Genomic DNA, 18,393 nt, shown 5'->3' with positions numbered 1-18,393 from the left:
AGGCATTATACCAGACGACTGTCTCACTCAGTCACTAACTGGCAACTTTCTCAAAGCAACAGGATAATCATGGCCGAAAGTAAGACGACATTGCCAACCATTAACGCGCGCCAGCAAGTGGCAAAAAGTCGACTGCTGAGTATCGAACAGCTTGACTTAACATTTAGCAACGGCGAACAACGTCAGTACGAACGCATGCAAGGTTCAGGACGTGGTGCGGTAATGATTATTCCAATGTTAGACAATGATACTATGTGCCTAGTTCGCGAGTACTGCGCTGGTACCCACAGTTACGAACTGGGTTTTCCCAAAGGCCTAGTTGACCCGGGAGAAAATCCTGAACAAGCAGCGAATCGAGAACTCAAAGAAGAAATCGGTTTTGGCGCTAACCAATTGCGACATTTACATCAGGTAATGATGGCACCAACCTTCTTTTCAGCCAAAATGGATATCTACATTGCCAAGGATCTCTTTCCAGAAAAACTCGAAGGTGACGAACCGGAGCCACTCGAAGTAGTGCATTGGTCATTGAAAGATTACCAGAGTTTATTGGCACAACCAGACTTTAACGAAGCGCGCAGTATCGCCGCACTCATGTTGTTAATTGACCAAATGCGGAGTGCCAATGAATAGCGATAAACTATTAGACATTGCCATTAACACGGCACAACAGGCCGGTAAAGAAGTGATGAGTTACTACCGCGGTGGTAACTTTACCGCAGAGATGAAAGCGGATGACAGCCCGGTAACCAGTGCTGATTTGGCTTCGAATGATATCATCATGGACAGGCTAAAGAGCCTAACGCCAGATATCCCGATTATTTCTGAAGAAGTTGGTGTTTTACCTCTGAGCCAGCGCAATAATTGGCAACGATACTGGTTACTCGATCCCATTGACGGTACCGGCGAGTTTATCATTGGCAGCGGCGATTTTGCCGTTAATATCGCGCTCGTTGAAAATGGTTGGCCGACTATTGGCGTCATTCACGCGCCAGATCACCGCTTAACTTATTACGCACAAACCGGACTAGGCGCTTTTAAAGATAACCAACAAGCAAGCCGCAAAATCAGTGTTGCCCCCTATCGTGAAGAACGCGCGGTTAAAGTTGCTGTCAGCCGACGTCAAGAGCTCGAATTGATGGGGCAGTATTTAAACAAAGATTTTGACTTCGAATACATAGCTTTAGGTAGCTGCTCGTTAAAAAATTGTTTGATTGCCGAAGGTGGCGCTGATTGCTATTTGCGTATAGGCCCAACCGGCGAATGGGACACCGGTGCGAGCCACTGCATTATCGAACAAGCCGGTGGCCGTATCTTTGACGCCGAGTTTAATCCGCTTAGTTACAACAACCGAGCGACACTAATGAACCCTGATTTTATTACCTTAGGTGACCAAGCTTTTCCGTGGCGAAAAATAATTCGACCGCACAAGGCAACTCGAACGCTCTAATAAACGTATATACCCAAGCTACCTCAAGATGCTTGTTCAGTTGGAATTAAAAGCGATTTAGACAAGGCATTGATTGTAAAGAATGGTTGTTCCCTTGTTAAAATCAATAACGCTGCATAAATCGTCTTTTAAACCAACCCCCTTTTTTCTGTAGAGAGGGCGCTTCACAGGAACTTACTCTCTGCGTTGCAGCTAATTGAAAGGTTCCTGCATGGATGCAGGACATTAGAGCAACGCAGGAGCAGTTGCCGAGAGTAACCATTCCTGCTAGCTACGCCTTGATATTAAGTCCCTGTGACAGCGCTGAACCTCGTATCTTGAGGTAGTATGGGTATAATGCTATTTAACCTCAAATAACGACTCTCAAAATTTACAGGCGGGAACCATGAGTAATAAATTGAAATTAATTTCCTTGTGTACAGCATTATTTGCCTTACCGACAATGGCGAACTGGCAACTTGATAATCAAGCATCTAATCTCAGTTTTATCACCACTAAGGCCGAGCACATTGCAGAAGTACACAAGTTTAACAAGTTATCAGGACAGCTCGACAAGAACGGCACCGTTAGCTTTGAGATTGACTTAGCCAGTGTCGATACCTTAATCGGAATACGTGACGAGCGCATGCAAAAGTACTTGTTTGACACAGTAACTTTTCCAAAGCTAATGTTTTCTGCACAGGTTGATTATGCGCAGCTCAAAGCGATGAAAGTAGGCGAAAGTCAGCAGATGACAGTTGCAGGTAAGCTAAGCTTGCACGGCCAAGAGCAAGCTGTTAGTAGCGAGCTGATGGTAACAAAGCTCAATGGCGATAATTTGTTAGTCAACAGTGTTAAGCCAATCATTGTCCAAGCCAACCAGTACGACTTAGTCAAAGGTGTTGATAAGCTTAGAGAACTAGCAGGACTTGCCAGTATTAGCTATGCTGTGCCGGTAACGTTTAACTTGCAATTCAATGCCCACTAAAACTGACGAATTAGGTATCATATACCCAAGTGACCTCAAGATGCTTGGGTATCAGTAATTACTAATACCCTGCGTCGTGCTGGTATTGGTCGGCAGGAATAATATTGACACTCTCGTGCAGCTCAGAATATACCAAGATCGCACTACCCTGCTTTAATTGCTGTTTTACTTGAGCTATTTTTGTTGCCAACGGCACGTCTTCACTACCGTATTCAGTACCTTCTTGTAGAACAAAACTTTCTATAATTGCCGACAAGGTGTCCGGCTCTAGCGATTGGTATGGAATAATCATCTTGGCTTTTACTAGCTCTGACTGAAATTAAAATATTGACGCAAATAGCCAGTTACTCTTGGCTCTAACCAGTAGTTAGGCTTAAACGGATTACTGCCGGCAATAAAGCCAACATGACCACCGCGCTTGCTTACTTCAAATTCGACATGCTCTGGTACATCAGCGAACTTTACAATATCGCTGTGACTTAAAAACGGGTCATCTTGCGCGTGAATGACCAAACAAGGTTGTTTGATCTCTGAAAGTACAGGACCACCACTGGCTTTTTGATAATAATCAGCAGCACCATTAAAATCGTGCAGAGGAGCTGTCACTAAGTCGTCGAATTGCCACATGTGGTCAATTTCTGCAACTTGGTTAGGAGTCAAGTGATCAATTAAGCCCTGCTCAATTTTAATGGTTGTGCTCGCTTTTAGCATATTCAACAAGTAACTCTGATAAATTTTAGAACTACCTGAATTAATGAACCTACTGCAACTTGCTAGGTCCAGTGGTGCACAGACAACCGCAGCTGCTCGGTAAGGGTTATTGGGATACTGAGCCAAATAGCGAACTGCAACATTACCACCGAGAGAAAAACCAACCAGTGCCATAGGTTTATTGGGGAATTGGCTTTGCAGGTATTCAGTGAAAAAGTGAATGTCGCCTGTTTCGCCAGAGTGATAAGCTCTAGCCAAGCGATTAGGGCGGCCACTACAGCCGCGAAAATGCATCAACACAGCAACGAAACCCGCTTTTTTAAGCGCCAGCAACATGCCTTTAGCATAATGGCTGTCCTTAGAACCCTCTAAGCCATGTAAAACAACGGCTAGTGGTCTAGGATCATCATTGTTGATTTGCTCGGTCCAGCTTATGTCGACAAAATCGCCATCGGGTAATTCAAGTACTTCAGTAAAAGTTTCAACCACTAAGCGTTTGCGTAAAAACTTAGCCGCCATTGTTTGTAAGTGATGATTGCGTAGCCACCAAGCCGGTTGAAAATCGCTCTCTCTAACCATAAAAAAACCAACAATAAAAATTGCTGGTTATTTTACGGATAACGCCTGTGAAATCAAACGAGCTAATGCTCTTCAATGTACTTAAACCAATTGATCAACTAGCAAGCCTCGGCGCTGGTCTTCTTCTCGTCTGGTAATAACTGCAGCTTGCAGTAACACTTCATTTTGCCTTTGTTGACTGGTAGCTGCGGCAAAGTCAGTATCTTGAATACGAGAACGACTACTGGCGATATCAACCGCACTGTTTTGTGCGACACTAGCCTGCGCAGCTAAAGCATTTGACTCAGCCCCTAAGCTAGTAGCAGCTTGATTAACTTGTTCAAAAGCTTGTTCAAGGTTCGCTTGAGTAGCAGCAGGATCAGACGCAGACAAGCCGCTAACAAAGCCACTTTGTCCGAAAGCTTGTTCGGCTAAAGCGTTAACTTGCTCAGTAATTTGATCAAGTTCACCTTGAATAGCACTGTTATCTGACAACGGGTTTGACGCTTGAATAGCGAGTTCATTTGCGCGCTGCAGGCTTTCGCTAATTGACCCAAGCTGGCCGGACTGAACATTATTAATATTGCGCTGATCGAGCGCGTTAACAGCTTCTTGATTAAATTGATTTTGCTGGGCAGTTAAGCGATTACTGATTTGTAAGCCAGCTGGATCGTCGGCGGCACGATTAATTCGTGAGCCTGAGGCTAGTTGTTCTTGACGCTGATCCCGCTCCTGACTTAAGCGCGATATCAAGCTACTTGAGAGACTACTTGTATTTGAAATATTCATGCTTATCCTGCTAACAATCACCAGTAAGGCAAATTATAGCAAAATAAGCATGACACTGTGTATATTTTACACAATTATTTAGTTCGGTATTACTTTTCTTGTTGATCAGCTTCTTGGATGTGCTTCATAAAGTAGTAGACATAAAAGCTACAAATAGCCAATACAATTGCTAAGCCACCAAAAGAAAATAAGACAACAGGATCTTTGATAAATAAATTGAACAGTTCCATGATGGGCTCCTTAATGAGTATATATTCAACAGGAACTATGATAAATAAGGAGCCCGAATTGATTTGTGATTTAGATCAATTAATCGCCCGTTCAGCCGCTTTTTTCGCTTTTAAGTCGCGCTGCTGCATGATCCTACGGTACTTCTCATCAGCTTTTTCTCTAACTTCTTGAATTTGTTTGGCTGACAAATTGCGCTCGTCTAAGTCTCGACTGGTAATGGCATCTTTAAAGCCACTCTTAGCGGCAATCCAGTTCCAGAAATACGATTTTTCACTGCTTTTTTCAACGCCCTTACCTTCGTAATACATTAGCGCCAAATTGAACTGAGCAAGCGCATAATTCTGCTCTGCGGCTTTTTCATACCACTTAGCAGCTTTAACGTAATCGCGAGTAATACCTTCGCCGTTGGCATACATAACAGCTAAATTAAATTGAGCACTGGCCAAGCCTTCATCCGCTGCAGCTGCAGTTAATTGATAAGCCTTGCGCAAATCTTTTTTGGCAATTTTACCTTCGGCGTACATCAACGCGAGCTCAAATTGGGCATCGGGATAGTTTTGCTTAGCCGCTTTGGTCAATAACTCATAGCCAGCTTTAGCGTCTTTTCTAACACCCCAACCATTGATGTGTACTAGCGCCATTTGATATTGTGCTGGCGCGTAGCCTTCTTCAACCAAAGGAGTAAACTCTGCAATCGCTTCTTTAAAAGCACCGCGATTGAGCTGATAAATCCCCGTATCAAGGTCAGCGGCTTGCAATGCGCCAGTTGAGCTTGCCGCCAGTAAGGCGAACGCAAATAATGATTTTTTCATAATGCATCCTATTGTCTGATCTTTGTTGTTATCAATAACTAGCCTATTTTTAAGTGTAGCAAGTTATTTTTATTAATAAATACTGGCTTAATAATGTACTTAGGCAGCACCAGTGATTTGTTCAATCTGCTCAAGTAAATCCAACCACTGCATTTCACTGTCTTCGATATCAGCTTTTAATTTGGCTTGCTGCTTGAGGTAATCGGTCAACCTTGCCTTATTTTCTGCCTGATAAAGGTCGCTATCACTGAGCGCTTGTTCAATGTCAGCAAGTTGTTGTTGCCATTTATCAAGTGTCGCTTCCAGCTTGTCCGCTTGTTTTTTTAATGGTGCTGCCTTTTTGCGAAGCTCAGCCTGCTCTCTGCGCTGTTGCTTTCGATCAACTACGGGTTCAGCGCTCTTGCTGACATTATCAACCTGCTGAGCTTCTTGCTTGGCAGATTTTTGCTCAGTTAGTAGCCACTGTTGGTAGTCGTCAATATCACCGCTAAATTCGTCAGCTTTACCTTCAGCAACTAGGTAAAATTCATCGACACAAGATTCTAATAAATACCTATCATGGGCAATCAAAATAATCGCACCAGCAAAGTCTTGTAGCGCCAGTACTAATGCCTGACGCATTTCTAAATCTAAGTGGTTAGTCGGTTCATCGAGCAATAACAACTGTGGTTTGGTCAAGACAATTAGCGCCAATACCAAGCGTGCTTTTTCACCACCAGACATATTCTTAGCCGGAGATAACGCTTGGTCGCCACTAAAGCCAAAACTACCTAAGTGACTACGTGCCTGTAACTCGGTCATCTCTTTGTGCGTCGCCAGAATATGGTCAACGCCGCTGCTCTCTGGATGCAACTGTTCTAATTGATGTTGAGAGAAATAACCAATATTAAGCTCTTGAGCACAATAACGCTGGCCATGCTTAAGTGCGAGTTCGCCCGCCAGTGATTTGATCAAAGTCGATTTACCAGCACCATTACGGCCAAGTAAGCCAATTCGACTACCCGGTACCAGCGTAATGCCAACTTGCTCTAAAATCGTTACGCTCGGATAGCCACAATTAGCTTCTGTTAACGACAACAACGGGTATGGCAAGTGATCCGGTTTTGGAAAACTAAAGCTAAACTGGCTGTCGACATGTGCTGGCGCTAGCTCAGGTAATTTTTGCAGGCGTTTTAAGCGACTTTGCGCTTGCTTAGCCTTAGTCGCCTTGGCGCGAAAGCGGTCGACAAACGCGGTTAAGTGAGCAATTTCTTTTTGTTGTTTTTGATATTGCGCATCTTGCTGCGCCAACTGCTCCGCTCGCTGACGTTCAAAGCTCGAGTAATTACCGGAATAAAGTTTAGCCCGTTGGTGCTCGATATGTAGAATTTGACCAACGACATCGTCGAGAAAGTCACGATCGTGTGAAATTAAGACCAAGGTCCCAGTAAAGCGTTTTAACCAGCGTTGGAGCCATATAACAGCATCGAGATCTAAATGGTTAGTGGGTTCATCGAGCAACAATAAATCAGCTCGACTGATCAATGCTTGCGCCAAGTTCAAACGCATGCGCCAACCGCCGGAAAACGATTTTACTGGCTCTGACAACTGGTTTTGTAAAAAGCCTAAGCCATGCAACAATTCGCCAGCGCGAGCGGGCAAGCTATAGCCTTGAATCGCATCAATTTGATTAAGAATTAACGCTTCACTGTTGCCGTCTTGTTTTGCTCTGGCAACTTCAAGCTGTGCTTCTAATGCTCGGTACTCACTGTCACCATCGATAACGTAATCGAGCGCAGTTTTATCTAAAGCTGGTGTTTCCTGTTTTACCGTTGCAATTTGCCAGTTGCTTGGCACACTAATATCACCGGCATCAGGGCTCAACTGACCGAGTAATGCAGCAAAAAGTGATGATTTACCACAGCCATTCGCACCTACCAAACCAACTTTGTGACCAGCGTGAACGGTAAAGTTAGCCGATTTAATCAGGTTTTTTGCGCCTCGGTCGAGGCTTAACCCAGTTACTGCTATCAAGAGGGTGTCCTAGTAAAGATTATCTATTAACGGGTATTGTCGCTTTTATCTACCCTGTGATTCAAGGTAAAATAGCGCGATATTGACGTTGCTTTCGTATTAATAGCAACTAGCGTAAATGAAAGAGAGATCAAGCGTGAAAAAAAGATTTATTGCCGGTGCCGTTTGCCCAAAGTGTAAAGCACAAGACACCATGGCACTAACCAAAGAGCACAATGTGGAAAAAGTCACTTGCGTTAGCTGTGGTGAACAAATGACTCAACCTGAAGAACAAGTCGCGAAAAACACTCGTGCTAACGAACAAGTCATTGGTGTTTTCACGCCAGAATAAGCGCTATAGTCTTACGACAAACTATCGTGGCTTGGTTAATGCAACAGATTAATGCGACAATTCAATGTGAATCGCTTAATAATGTGGTGGCGGCGGCTCGTCTTGAGGTCTAAGGCCAGTCTCCGGATTTACCGATTTAATGCGAGTGGCCAATAGGCGAATTTGCTGTTTAAATTCGCTGATCTCTTGCTGATGAATTGCTAACTCACTATTGAGCTGTTCAATAACATCATCTTGAAATGCATTGCGCGACTCTAGTGCTTCGATACGATCGAGCAACTGCTGATAATCGACCGTTAATTGATTTGCCATAATTCTGCGTACCCAGAAGAACTTTCAGTAATAATCTGGCTATTATCCCGAAAAGCCGCACTGTAAACAACCGCACCAGCAGGTCGAGTATCTTGCCTTGGTGTTACTCGCCAACTTTTTATCCGCTCGCCAGTACCAATTTGCCACAGACTGACTTTACGGCTCGGCGCACCAGTTAACAATAAACTGCCGTCGGGTGAAAATTGCACTGTGCTGAACACTTCTTGGCGATTGGTATATTTCAACGCAGTAATTTGCTTGCCTGTTTTTAAATCCCAAACATAAGCCGCTTTTTTACTGTCGGCAGAAAAGGCATAACGGCCACTAGCGTCTAATGCCACCATAGTCACTCGGCTTGGATGGTTAAAACGGTAGATCACTTGACCTGTTTCAGTATCCCAAACATAAGCGACAAAATCATTTGATCCAGAAATAGCAATGCGACCATTGGGCAACATATCAACCGCATTAATCCGTTCTTGATGACCTAAGAATTCTAGGCGGCGGCCGGTATTTAAATTAACGTGGACAACGGTGCCATTGCCCTTGCCAATTAGCACAGAGCGAGCTTCGTTAGCCAAGGCAATATCGCGAATACTCGACTCTCGCACTTGCCAGTAGCCAAGTGCTTGACCGGTTTCAACACTCCATACTGAAAAGTTCTCGCGGCTGGCAGTAACAACATGGCTGTTGTCATCTGAAATATCTGCCGCCAACACTAAATTATCACTGCTGTCTTGTTGTTGAAACCAGTTGTACTTTAACGCGTTATTTTCCAAATCCCACAGTGAAATACCGTGGTGAATTGACGAAACCACACTTAACGTAGCGTCGTTGCTAATGTTAGCGGCGTAAGCACCTTCAACCGCGTGTTGCCAGCGCTGAACGGGTTTGTCGGCGTTTGGACTACAAGCGGCTAGCAAAGATAAAAAGACAAAATAACTCGCTAGTTGAAAGCAAATGTTACGATTGCGCACGATAATAAGGCTTTTTTCTGTCAACAATACCCGTTAGTATAAGGCTCTTTTTAGTGCTGTGAATACAAGTTTTTACATTTCAGCCAATTAGGCTGTTGCTATGGAGTTAACCATGAAATTATTTAAACCAACCCTAGTCGCTGTTGCTTTAGTGTCAGTATTGGGCTGTCAACAAGAGACTAAGCAGGCTGAGGTTGTTGAAGTTAAATTAGAAACAGAACAACAAAAACAAGCTTATAGCTTAGGTGCGTCTATCGGTATGTATATGGAACGCAATCTAGCCGAGCAAGAAAAACTGGGCTTAAACCTGGACCGCGAATTAATTGTCACCGGTTTTCTTGAGAGCTTAGAAGGCAAATCAAAAATTGAACAAGAAGAAATTCAAACCCTATTGATGGCATTAGATCAAGAAACTAAAGTTAAGCAACAAGAACTTGCTGAAAAAGCCGCACAAGACAGCTTAGCTGAAGGTCAAAAATTTCTTGAAGAAAATGCCAAAAAAGAAGGCGTAATGGTCACTGACTCAGGTATTCAGTACCAAATTTTAACGCCAGCAGAAGGTGAAAAACCAGCCGCGACTGATACTGTTAAAGTACACTACAAAGGTACTTTCTTAAATGGCGAAACCTTTGACAGCTCATACGACCGCGGTCAGCCAGCAGTATTCCCATTAAATCGCGTAATTCGCGGCTGGACCGAAGGCGTTCAATTAATGTCTGTTGGCTCTAAATACAAGTTCACAATTCCTTCAGATTTGGCCTACGGCCCTATGGGGAACCCGCCGCGCATTCCAGGTAACTCAGTATTAGAGTTTGAAATTGAATTATTAGAAATTCAAAAGCCTGAGCCAGTCGCTGAAGTTGGTGAACACCCAGCAAGCTAAGCCATAAGCTTCTCATGTTAAATAAAAAAACCTGCTAACTAGCAGGTTTTTTTTACTTTATTCATAGTTTATTGGCAATCAGAGAACAGCTACCTCAATGTGAGGTTAAATATTGCTCGACAAAAACAGCTTCCTGGCAAGGTTTTCCAAACAAATAACCTTGGATATAGTCACAGCCAACATCGTGTAACAGTGCAAACTGTCCTTGGGTTTCCACCCCCTCGGCAATGACTTTTACGCCAAGAGCATCAGCCATTGCGACTGTGGCCTTTATCAATGCCAAATCGGTCGAATCAGCAGATAAATTGCTGACAAAACTGCGATCAATCTTCAAAACATTAAAAGGATACTTACGCAGGTAACTCAACGACGAATAGCCAGTACCAAAGTCGTCCATCGCCAACTTAACCCCCATCTGGCCGATAGTCAGTAGATCTTGCTCAATTGATTTATGGCCAGTCATTAAAACGCCTTCTGTAATTTCAAGCTCTAAATGACGCGCATCAATGCCGTTTTGTTTAATCATTTGCGCTAAAAAGTTAACTAAACCATTATCGCGAAATTGACGTGGTGACACGTTTACCGAAATATCGAGGTCTGGCTGTAGTTTTTGCCATTTAGCCAAGGTTGCTAGTGACTGTTCGATAACATAGCGCCCGATTGGCACGATCAAACCTGTTTGTTCAGCTACTGGAATAAACTCGGCAGGAGAAACATTGCCTAAGCTTGGATTGTGCCAACGCAATAGTGCTTCAGCACCAACCAAGCGCTTATTTTTAACCGAAAATTGCGGTTGGAAGTAAACCTCAAATTCGTCCTTCTCTAAAGCGTTGCGAATCTGTTCTTCAATTAACAAACGCCGAGCCACGTCTTGGTTCATTTCTTTAGTGTAATAGGCATAGGTGTTACGACCAATCGATTTGGCGTGATACATAGCAGTATCGGCATTTCGCAGTAAATTGGAGCTGGTACTGGCATCATCCGGATAAAGTGCAATACCAATACTCGAGGTCAACAACAGTTCGCGATTTTCAATCACGAAAGGTCGCCTAAATTCATTGATCAAATTGTCGGCAACAGGCTGAACGTGCTCAGCACTGGTTAAGCCCTTCAACAAAATGATAAATTCGTCACCGCCGAGGCGACCAACAGTATCAGACTTGCGAATGACTTTAGTTAAACGAGCAGCGGCTTCGACAAGCAGCTTGTCGCCAAATTCATGACCGAGTGTGTCGTTGACCTTTTTAAAATCGTCTAGGTCGAGAAACAGTACCGCCACTTTGTCCTTATTTCGCTTGGCGTCTTTAAGCAATTGATTGAGGCGATCAAGTGCTAAAAAGCGGTTCGGCAACTGAGTTAAGTTGTCGTAATGGGCTTGTTGAATAATTCGGCGTTCAGCTTGTTTGCGTTCGGTAATATCAGTCGAAATACCGCAAATTGCATAGTTTTTACCATCGGCATCTTTAAGTGGAAACTTCACTGAAATATAAGTGTGCTCAACGCCGTTCACCAATACAGTTTCTTCGTTCTCAAGTGGCGCGTCGGCAGAAAGAGCCCTCAAGTCTGCATCACGACAAACGTCTGCGGCCGCACGAGGCATAACATCGTAATCGGTTTTATCAAGTAAATCCGCTTCGGTTAAACCAAACGCTTGCTCGAATGCCTTATTGACAGAGATGTAACGACCATCCAAGTGCTTGTAATAGATCAGAGACGAGGTGTTATTAAGCATGTCGCGCTGACGTTTCTCTGTTTCAAGCAACTTTCGCTCGGCTTTTTTGCGTTCAGTAACATCGTGAATAATTGAGTACAACAAGGTGCTGTTAGCCAAGGTTATTGGCCCGGAATAAACCTCAACGTCTCGGCATTCACCGCTTGCCAATTGATGCACAAAATTAAAATAGAGTCTGTCTTCTCGCTCAGCACTGGCCAATTCTTTTTTAACCTGCTCCGGTGACAATTGATTGATCTCAGCGATATTCATTGTCTGCAACTGAGCTTGAGAATAGCCATAAAAACGGGCAGCGGCTTCGTTAGCGTCAACAATACTGCCAGTTTTGGGGTCTAGAATTAACTTGATTGCCTGATTGTTCTCGAACACTTGCTGATGTAATTCGTTACTACTCGATTTAGCAATAAAGTGATGCGGTTCAACCGTACGAACAACTAACAGAACTTCTGAAGGCGCATTTAGCAAATAGCATTTAGTTTGATAGTAATAAGGCTTGTTATCGCCTTGGTGAGAGAAATCAAAGCTCAAATAACTATTGCGTTGATTCAACTTTGGCAGCTGTTCAGCAAAAATTTTTGCCAACGCTTTCGGTAAAACCTCAGTGAGTGTTTTGTCTAAAATAGCTAACTCTTTAAAGAGTTGGTATTGATTGTTGACTAATTTTACATTGTCATAGCCTTGATACACTTGCGTTATCACGCCATCGTTGAGCAGCAAACACAAGGTGTTAGATTGCTTGAGTAAAAAATCGAGTAATTCAGCAGCTGAAAGCTTAGCTGACAACGAAGTATTCATATAGAAATTAAGTGAATCACGTTAACAAAGACAATAACTTACTTTAACACAGCATTGATTGTCATCAACAATAAACATGTGCAATTAGTATTCAATAACGCATAACCGTATGAGCACAACGCCCGGTCATGCAAAACTGGTCTACCAGGCGGTATCTAGTAGCCAGGCTAAACGTGCGCTTGCTTGTAACACTCGCTGTTCGACAACAGGGATAAATTGCTGACGATAAGCGTCATCTAAAACAACTGACTCTTGGTGTAATTGACAATTACCACGACCGTCGAGTTGACAATACTTGGTTGTTGCTCGGCGTGCGATTTGCAGTGATTCAGTCGCCCACTGCCACGGGGTGCTATTGAGCCAAGTGCTTTTATCACTTGCCTTGTAGCGCTCGGCCAATTCAGCCAAATAAAGTTTTTGTTGTTTTGCTGGCTTGGCAAATAAGCAAATATCCCAAAACCAATGCAAATTTTTACACGATTGTTGCGATTCTACTGTGATTTTATTGCCGCCCCAGTCACTGGCAAAGCCCGCGTGTAAAGGTTGATGAATATCACCAAGCCAATGACCTAGAAACATCAACGCCTGTTGTTGCTGCCACAAATCAGTAGCCGCTTTAAGCGTTTGATGATGAATCTCTATCGCCTTAGCGACACAGTTTTTAGGGCAGTGTTCAGGCTTAATTTCAAGGCTATTGCGCGGTCCATTGACATAGTGCCAAGGTTTGAAGTCGTCATAACTTGCGTCTTGCTTAATGGCGTCAGCCCAAGTACAGGTATCTGCAAACGTTATTTTATGATCGCTGGCAACCTGATTGTATTCGTTAATGCGGACAACTTCTGACGCCGGTAACTTAGCCAGTAAATTATCAATGCGCTGTTGGCTTGTCGGAGTTAACGCTTGATACGCAAGCTGACAAACTAACTGATGACCTTGCTGACCAAAAGCGTAGCTGTTTTGCGGCAAGCTAACCAATAACAAACCAACAACAAGCGCACTAAAAAAACGAAAATTAAACATATGTAATTACCCGAGCTTCACGAGTGGTTGACAAAAAAGGTGATTATAGCAAAACAACTCACTAACCAATATGACACTGGCTAATATTGTAAAACTGGTGACTAAGGGCCAGGAAAAGCGAGCATTTCCCCCAACCCCAAAGTATACAACCACCAGCCGTACAAGGCGTGTTCAACACTGGTAAACATGACTGATTTGGTGCGCTGGTATGTATTGGCAAAAATGACGCCACCAACGAAGGTTAGCGCAAACACTAAGGTGTCTAGATAAACTAAATGAGCGTAACAAAAAATTATTGCGTTAAAAAATAACAAGAAACGTTTATCGCTAAACAATGGTTGGTAGCGATGGAAGAAAAACAGCCGATACAACAACTCTTGTGGATAAACCGAAAAAATAATGTAAAAAGCGCTAATTGCGAGCCATAGTGTTGGATTGCCAAGCACTGCGTAAAACAGTTTCTCCGGCATTAATGTCGTCATTAATGCGGTTGAAATCGCAATAAATAGGCTAAATCTCAGCAATACTCGATTTGGTAACTCTCGCCAATTAGCACTGAGCAGTCGAGCTTTTATCAGCAAACCTTGACCTTTCATGACATAGAGAACATAAAAAGCGGCAGCGGCTACCGCCAGCACTTGCCAAATAATCGCTATCGGCAACAACAGCGTGATAGGCATCAATAAGAACAGAAAAAATAGCTCTGCAACTAGCGCTTTATTCCACATATGCTGAACCGACATTAACTCCCCTATTTTCGCTTTTTCGGTACCCAAGCCCAATTCATCGTGCAATCGATTGGCTCTTGTCCAGAATCATCAATCAGTTGAACAAAAACTTCAATATCGCCTTTTTCCTCACTGGTCACTTGAGCAATTTGTTCAGTAGTCAAATGGGCAAGTGCTTTTAAGTTACCTTGCATACGGCGATTAAAATTCATTTTCATCGATTTCAACAAAGGCAAATGGCTATCGGGAACGTGCATACCAAAGGCAATTCCGCTCGCCGACTCTGCCAGTAGACCTGCAGCAATCGCATGAATGCCACCAATGTGATTTTGAACCTTCTTGCGATTGTGCAAAAACAATTCAACACCTTCACTCTTCACCGATACTAATTTGACCTTAGCAATACCGGCAAATTTCACTTGAGAACAGAATAATTTGGTCAATAAGTAACTGCGCCACTTCAATGGCATTTTGTTGATGCGACCGACATAGCGACTGAAACGATTACCCTTGCTAGTACGTTTGGTCTTAGCCCCGTTAGTCATAGTTGACTCCATATTTTTGTAGATAATATTAATCATTGTCACCAAAACTGGTCAGACCTGCAAGCAAAACTCTTTTTGCGATGAAAAAATTTCGGACAAAATTTAACCAAACGGCCATCTAACTGTAACTTGGCTTTCATATTTCGCCCATAAGCTGACTGACAATATCAGTGAAAATTGCACGGTGGTCACGATGACAGTGCTAACAAATGTCTCAAAAGTTGACTTGTCTATTCTGCTTTGGTGCACAAAGTCTCACTATTACCAACGATTTATCAGCTTTGTTCGAGCGGTATCAAAAACAGGCGACGGCTATATGCAAGTACTGTTGCCAGTTGCCATCACTGTTATTTCAGGTTTTGAACAAATTGCTTTTTTAGTGCTGGTAGCCAAAGCTTACCTGATTGAACGCCCCTTGTATTTTGTCTTGAAAAACACCCTAAAACGCCGCAGACCACCAGAAGTAGAACCGTCGGTAAAATCAATCGTGACGCCGTCTGATCAATTTAGCTTCCCGTCAGGTCACACCATGGCGGCTTTTTTATTGGCGAGTTTAGCGACAATAGAATTTGGTGCTATTGCCAGTATTTTGTATTTGTGGGCGAGTATGGTTGGCGCTTCTAGAGTGATACTTAGCGTCCATTTTCCCACCGATATTTTAGCCGGTGCGGCGATTGGTACCGGTTTGGCGATAATACTGGTTTAGTCTTTTTTTGCTGGATACAAGTGGTTGGATACAAGACAATGAAAATACTCTTTGGTGTTCAAGGGACCGGCAATGGTCATATTTCAAGAGCGCGAATTCTCGCTCAATACCTCGCACAACAAGAGCTCGATGTACAATTTTTATTTTCAGGCCGGCCACGTGAGCAGCTGTTCGATATGGACGTTTTTGGCGATTACTGGTACCGGCAAGGGCTAACCTTTGTCACTGAAAATGGCAGTGTTAATCATCTTAAAACAGCAAAAGTAAATAACATATTCACATTTGTTCGCGATATTCGCCGCTTGCCATTAGACGACTTTGATCTCGTGATCACTGATTTTGAACCAGTGACAGCATGGGCAGCAAAACTAGCTCACAAGCGGCTGTTAGGCGTGGGTCATCAATACGCCTTTGGCGATGGCACACCACTCACTGGTGACACCTGGCTCACTCGTACCATTATGAAATACTTTGCGCCCGCCAATTACAATGTTGGCTTACATTGGCACCCGTATGCCAGTAACGTTTTACCGCCAATTATTGATACCGAGTTAGCACTTGCACAGCGCAAACAACATATTCTGGTTTACCTACCCTTTGAAAATCAGCAACGGATAACCGAATTACTACAACAAATCCCAAACATTGAGTTCATTCAATATTCACCCGAATTAGTCGATAGCAATGTCAATAACGTTAAGCAGCGCAAAACTTGCTACCAAGGCTTCAAACGAGATTTAGCTGGCGCTAGCGGCGTTATTTGTAACAGCGGATTTGAACTCATAAGTGAGTGCTTACATTTAGGCCTACCTATTCTGACCAAGCCATTACAAGGACAGATGGAACAGCACTCGAATGCCTTGGCATTAGAACAACTCTATTTTGCCAATGTTATAGATCAATTAACCGTAGAAAAAGTGAGTCAGTGGCTGAGCGACAAACCCAAGATTGAAAGCAAGCCAATGCCAAATGTTGCCAAAGCACTTGCCGATTGGATAGCCAGCGGTGACTGGCATGAGCACAAGAAGTTGTCTGAGCGCTTGTGGCAACAAGCGCCGGGATTATTGAAACAACCAGTGAGAAACTAACGGTGTGCTGTTATTAACACTTAAAAAGTTTTGGTTAGATCTTAAAGAAGTGCTCGCGATAGACTTTTAATTCGTCGATTGATTCGCGAATATCGTCCATAGCTAAATGCGCCCCTTGTTTGACGACTTTTTCTAATACTTCTGGACGCCACCTTCTAGCCAGCTCTTTAATCGTGCTGACATCAAGATTGCGGTAGTGAAAGTAGTCTTCAAATTCAGCCATGTATTTATTAATAAAGCGGCGATCTTGGCCAATACTGTTGCCACACATCGGTGATTTACCAGCGGGTACGTATTGTTTAACAAACGCCAAGGTTTGTTGCATTGCCTGTTCAACTGAAACGTCACTGTCGCGACAGCGCTGAGTCAAACCTGATTTTCCGTGGTGCTCGATACACCATTCATTCATGTTGTCAAGAACATCATCAGGTTGATGTATTGCCAAGCTTGGTCCCTCTGCCAAGACATTGAGTTCACTGTCGGTCACTATCGAAGCAATCTCCAGAATAACGTCGGTTTTTGGCTCTAAACCAGTCATTTCCAAATCAAGCCAGATCAAGTTGGTATCTGAGTAAGACATATATTTACCTTAGTGAAAATCAATAAAATGGGTATAATACATACACGCTATAAGTTAATTATACCCGTGTGTATAACGAAACCAAGAACATATTAGGTCCCTGTGGCAAAAACAAAAAAACTGACCAAAGGTCAACTCAGACGCATCAAAGCAAACCAAAGCAAAAAGCTCAATCAAAAAGCCTCAAAAGACAAGGTCAGCTTTACTGATGAACAACTCGGCGAGCCGCAATCAGGCGTCATTATCAGTCGCTTTGGTCAACACGCCGATGTCGAAGCAGATGACGGCCGGATTTTTCGCTGTAATATGCGCAGAACCATCGACTCTTTAGTCTGTGGTGACAAAGTCTCGTGGCGTGCAGAAAAAGAAACGACATCAGAAGACAACGCCAGTAAAGTATCAGGGGTGATTGAAGCAGTTCACCAGCGCAGTTCTATTCTCGCTAGGCCAGATGTCTACGACGGTGTCAAACCCGTCGCCGCCAATATAAGTCAAATTTTTATTGTTTCGTCAGTCTTGCCGGCATTTAATCCAGATATTATCGACCGCTATATTGTCGCTGCTGAACAAACCGGGATAACGCCAATTATTGTCTTAAACAAAACCGATTTGTTAAACGCTGAAAATGAAGCCGATATTGAAGCGAGCTTAACCATTTATCGCGAGATTGGTTATCGTGTTATCTACGCCAGCAGCGAGCAAAAGACAGGGCTAGATCAACTAAGCCAACAACTCGAACAACAGGTCAGTATTTTTGTCGGCCAATCAGGTGTTGGCAAATCAACACTGGTCAACAGCTTGATGCCCGAACTCGCGCTAGTCACACAAGCCGTTTCGGAAAACTCAGGGCTTGGTCAACACACCACAACGGTTGCTAGGCTCTATCATTTTCCAGCGGGCGGCGACTTAATTGACTCGCCTGGTATTCGCGAATTTGGTCTGTGGCATATGACGCCAGAACAAGTCAGCCAAGGCTTTGTCGAGTTTGCTGACTACTTGGGCACCTGCAAATTTAGAGATTGTAAACACCAAAGCGACCCCGGCTGTGCTTTAGTTGCCGCTTGCCAAGCGGGGGCCGTTCGCCCCGAGCGCTTAGCCAGCTTTCAACGCATTTTAGTGAGCCTTACTGAGGCTCAACAAACTAGCCGCTTTCAACCTTAAGGAT

The 18,393-nt window shown here is 43.6% G+C and carries 21 protein-coding genes; 8 read left to right on the top strand and 13 right to left on the bottom strand.

Annotated features, from left to right (window positions below):
* Positions 1 to 69: 69 nt before the first annotated feature.
* From nudE to J7384_RS16075, 3 genes are all read left to right on the top strand, one after another.
* On the top strand, positions 70 to 633 hold the full coding sequence (nudE, locus tag J7384_RS16085; RefSeq protein ID WP_209115555.1) for an ADP compounds hydrolase NudE: 564 nt from the start codon (positions 70 to 72) through the stop codon (positions 631 to 633).
* Entirely contained in the window at positions 626 to 1,450 is an 825-nt protein-coding gene (cysQ, locus tag J7384_RS16080; RefSeq protein WP_209115554.1) for a 3'(2'),5'-bisphosphate nucleotidase CysQ, read from the top strand. Before nudE ends, cysQ begins: the two co-directional genes overlap by 8 nt.
* A gap of 385 nt (positions 1,451 to 1,835) precedes the next feature.
* The gene (locus J7384_RS16075; RefSeq protein WP_209115553.1) at positions 1,836 to 2,417 is read left to right on the top strand and encodes a YceI family protein; all 582 of its coding nucleotides are present in this window, start codon (positions 1,836 to 1,838) and stop codon (positions 2,415 to 2,417) included.
* 61 nt (positions 2,418 to 2,478) lie between these two features.
* Here the strand turns inward: J7384_RS16075 and J7384_RS16070 are convergent, their stop codons facing one another.
* The 6 genes from J7384_RS16070 to J7384_RS16045 form a co-directional block, all read right to left on the bottom strand.
* Positions 2,479 to 2,709 (bottom strand): YheU family protein, encoded by a 231-nt coding sequence (locus J7384_RS16070; protein ID WP_209115552.1) that lies wholly within the window; start codon positions 2,707 to 2,709, stop codon positions 2,479 to 2,481.
* Between the two features lie 11 nt (positions 2,710 to 2,720).
* Positions 2,721 to 3,707 (bottom strand): hydrolase, encoded by a 987-nt coding sequence (locus J7384_RS16065; protein ID WP_209115551.1) that lies wholly within the window; start codon positions 3,705 to 3,707, stop codon positions 2,721 to 2,723.
* 81 nt (positions 3,708 to 3,788) lie between these two features.
* Positions 3,789 to 4,475, bottom strand: a complete 687-nt coding sequence (locus tag J7384_RS16060; protein ID WP_209115550.1) for a flagellin — start codon at positions 4,473 to 4,475, stop codon at positions 3,789 to 3,791.
* Positions 4,476 to 4,564: 89 nt separating this feature from the next.
* Positions 4,565 to 4,705 (bottom strand): hypothetical protein, encoded by a 141-nt coding sequence (locus tag J7384_RS16055; RefSeq protein WP_209115549.1) that lies wholly within the window; start codon positions 4,703 to 4,705, stop codon positions 4,565 to 4,567.
* Positions 4,706 to 4,780: 75 nt separating this feature from the next.
* Positions 4,781 to 5,518, bottom strand: coding sequence for a tetratricopeptide repeat protein (locus J7384_RS16050; RefSeq protein WP_209115548.1), 738 nt, complete (start codon positions 5,516 to 5,518; stop codon positions 4,781 to 4,783).
* A 99-nt stretch (positions 5,519 to 5,617) separates the two neighbouring features.
* Positions 5,618 to 7,531 (bottom strand): ATP-binding cassette domain-containing protein, encoded by a 1,914-nt coding sequence (locus J7384_RS16045; protein ID WP_209115547.1) that lies wholly within the window; start codon positions 7,529 to 7,531, stop codon positions 5,618 to 5,620.
* A 136-nt stretch (positions 7,532 to 7,667) separates the two neighbouring features.
* Between J7384_RS16045 and J7384_RS16040 the strand changes: the two genes are divergently transcribed.
* Positions 7,668 to 7,862, top strand: coding sequence for a YheV family putative zinc ribbon protein (locus J7384_RS16040; RefSeq protein ID WP_348523884.1), 195 nt, complete (start codon positions 7,668 to 7,670; stop codon positions 7,860 to 7,862).
* Positions 7,863 to 7,937: 75 nt separating this feature from the next.
* Here J7384_RS16040 and J7384_RS16035 read toward each other — a convergent pair whose 3' ends face one another.
* Both J7384_RS16035 and J7384_RS16030 read right to left on the bottom strand, forming a co-directional pair.
* A complete protein-coding gene (locus J7384_RS16035) occupies positions 7,938 to 8,174 on the bottom strand; it encodes a SlyX family protein (RefSeq protein ID WP_209115545.1) in 237 nt (78 codons plus the stop codon).
* Positions 8,159 to 9,175 carry a hypothetical protein gene (locus J7384_RS16030; RefSeq protein WP_209115544.1) on the bottom strand — a complete coding sequence of 339 codons (1,017 nt, stop codon included), beginning with the start codon at positions 9,173 to 9,175 and terminating at the stop codon, positions 8,159 to 8,161. The genes J7384_RS16035 and J7384_RS16030 overlap by 16 nt, the downstream gene beginning before the upstream one ends.
* 88 nt (positions 9,176 to 9,263) lie before the next feature.
* On the opposite strand from J7384_RS16030, the gene fkpA reads away from it, so the two are divergent.
* Positions 9,264 to 10,034, top strand: a complete 771-nt coding sequence (gene fkpA / locus J7384_RS16025; RefSeq protein ID WP_209115543.1) for an FKBP-type peptidyl-prolyl cis-trans isomerase — start codon at positions 9,264 to 9,266, stop codon at positions 10,032 to 10,034.
* 94 nt (positions 10,035 to 10,128) lie between these two features.
* Here fkpA and J7384_RS16020 read toward each other — a convergent pair whose 3' ends face one another.
* The 4 genes from J7384_RS16020 to J7384_RS16005 form a co-directional block, all read right to left on the bottom strand.
* Positions 10,129 to 12,549 (bottom strand): bifunctional diguanylate cyclase/phosphodiesterase, encoded by a 2,421-nt coding sequence (locus J7384_RS16020; protein ID WP_209115542.1) that lies wholly within the window; start codon positions 12,547 to 12,549, stop codon positions 10,129 to 10,131.
* A 153-nt stretch (positions 12,550 to 12,702) separates the two neighbouring features.
* Positions 12,703 to 13,581 carry a S1/P1 nuclease gene (locus J7384_RS16015; RefSeq protein ID WP_209115541.1) on the bottom strand — a complete coding sequence of 293 codons (879 nt, stop codon included), beginning with the start codon at positions 13,579 to 13,581 and terminating at the stop codon, positions 12,703 to 12,705.
* 101 nt (positions 13,582 to 13,682) lie between these two features.
* Positions 13,683 to 14,375, bottom strand: coding sequence for a CPBP family intramembrane glutamic endopeptidase (locus tag J7384_RS16010; RefSeq protein WP_209115540.1), 693 nt, complete (start codon positions 14,373 to 14,375; stop codon positions 13,683 to 13,685).
* Entirely contained in the window at positions 14,333 to 14,854 is a 522-nt protein-coding gene (locus J7384_RS16005; RefSeq protein WP_209115539.1) for a DUF4442 domain-containing protein, read from the bottom strand. The genes J7384_RS16010 and J7384_RS16005 overlap by 43 nt, the downstream gene beginning before the upstream one ends.
* A 193-nt stretch (positions 14,855 to 15,047) precedes the next feature.
* Here J7384_RS16005 and J7384_RS16000 point away from each other — a divergent pair, with 193 nt between their 5' ends.
* On the top strand, positions 15,048 to 15,560 hold the full coding sequence (locus J7384_RS16000; RefSeq protein WP_209115538.1) for a phosphatase PAP2 family protein: 513 nt from the start codon (positions 15,048 to 15,050) through the stop codon (positions 15,558 to 15,560).
* A gap of 38 nt (positions 15,561 to 15,598) precedes the next feature.
* A complete protein-coding gene (locus J7384_RS15995) occupies positions 15,599 to 16,648 on the top strand; it encodes an MJ1255/VC2487 family glycosyltransferase (RefSeq protein WP_209115537.1) in 1,050 nt (349 codons plus the stop codon).
* A gap of 34 nt (positions 16,649 to 16,682) precedes the next feature.
* On the opposite strand, the gene orn is transcribed toward J7384_RS15995, so the two are convergent.
* Complete coding sequence (orn, locus tag J7384_RS15990) at positions 16,683 to 17,228, bottom strand: oligoribonuclease (RefSeq protein ID WP_209115536.1); 546 nt, start codon at positions 17,226 to 17,228, stop codon at positions 16,683 to 16,685.
* A 102-nt stretch (positions 17,229 to 17,330) separates the two neighbouring features.
* On the opposite strand from orn, the gene rsgA reads away from it, so the two are divergent.
* Entirely contained in the window at positions 17,331 to 18,389 is a 1,059-nt protein-coding gene (gene rsgA / locus J7384_RS15985) for a small ribosomal subunit biogenesis GTPase RsgA (RefSeq protein WP_209115535.1), read from the top strand.
* Positions 18,390 to 18,393: the final 4 nt, after the last annotated feature.

Origin of the sequence: Endozoicomonas sp. G2_1 (assembly GCF_017744155.1) — a bacterium.
Taxonomy (GTDB): Bacteria; Pseudomonadota; Gammaproteobacteria; order Enterobacterales; family Alteromonadaceae; genus JAGHQT01.
Note: the sequence above shows the minus strand (reverse complement) of the source record. Positions and strands in the feature narration are given on the sequence as shown.

Bases quoted from the DNA above. Each gene is read 5' to 3' on its own strand.
- J7384_RS16005 (WP_209115539.1), bottom strand. From the start codon at position 14,854: ATGACTAACGGGGCTAAGACCAAACGTACTAGCAAGGGTAATCGTTTC.
- J7384_RS16050 (WP_209115548.1), bottom strand. From the start codon at position 5,518: ATGAAAAAATCATTATTTGCGTTCGCCTTACTGGCGGCAAGCTCAACT.
- fkpA (WP_209115543.1), top strand. From the start codon at position 9,264: ATGAAATTATTTAAACCAACCCTAGTCGCTGTTGCTTTAGTGTCAGTA.
- orn (WP_209115536.1), bottom strand. From the start codon at position 17,228: ATGTCTTACTCAGATACCAACTTGATCTGGCTTGATTTGGAAATGACT.
- J7384_RS16075 (WP_209115553.1), top strand. From the start codon at position 1,836: ATGAGTAATAAATTGAAATTAATTTCCTTGTGTACAGCATTATTTGCC.
- J7384_RS16070 (WP_209115552.1), bottom strand. From the start codon at position 2,709: ATGATTATTCCATACCAATCGCTAGAGCCGGACACCTTGTCGGCAATT.
- J7384_RS16035 (WP_209115545.1), bottom strand. From the start codon at position 8,174: ATGGCAAATCAATTAACGGTCGATTATCAGCAGTTGCTCGATCGTATC.
- J7384_RS16055 (WP_209115549.1), bottom strand. From the start codon at position 4,705: ATGGAACTGTTCAATTTATTTATCAAAGATCCTGTTGTCTTATTTTCT.
- J7384_RS16060 (WP_209115550.1), bottom strand. From the start codon at position 4,475: ATGAATATTTCAAATACAAGTAGTCTCTCAAGTAGCTTGATATCGCGC.
- J7384_RS15995 (WP_209115537.1), top strand. From the start codon at position 15,599: ATGAAAATACTCTTTGGTGTTCAAGGGACCGGCAATGGTCATATTTCA.
- J7384_RS16015 (WP_209115541.1), bottom strand. From the start codon at position 13,581: ATGTTTAATTTTCGTTTTTTTAGTGCGCTTGTTGTTGGTTTGTTATTG.
- nudE (WP_209115555.1), top strand. From the start codon at position 70: ATGGCCGAAAGTAAGACGACATTGCCAACCATTAACGCGCGCCAGCAA.
- J7384_RS16000 (WP_209115538.1), top strand. From the start codon at position 15,048: ATGACAGTGCTAACAAATGTCTCAAAAGTTGACTTGTCTATTCTGCTT.
- J7384_RS16065 (WP_209115551.1), bottom strand. From the start codon at position 3,707: ATGGTTAGAGAGAGCGATTTTCAACCGGCTTGGTGGCTACGCAATCAT.
- cysQ (WP_209115554.1), top strand. From the start codon at position 626: ATGAATAGCGATAAACTATTAGACATTGCCATTAACACGGCACAACAG.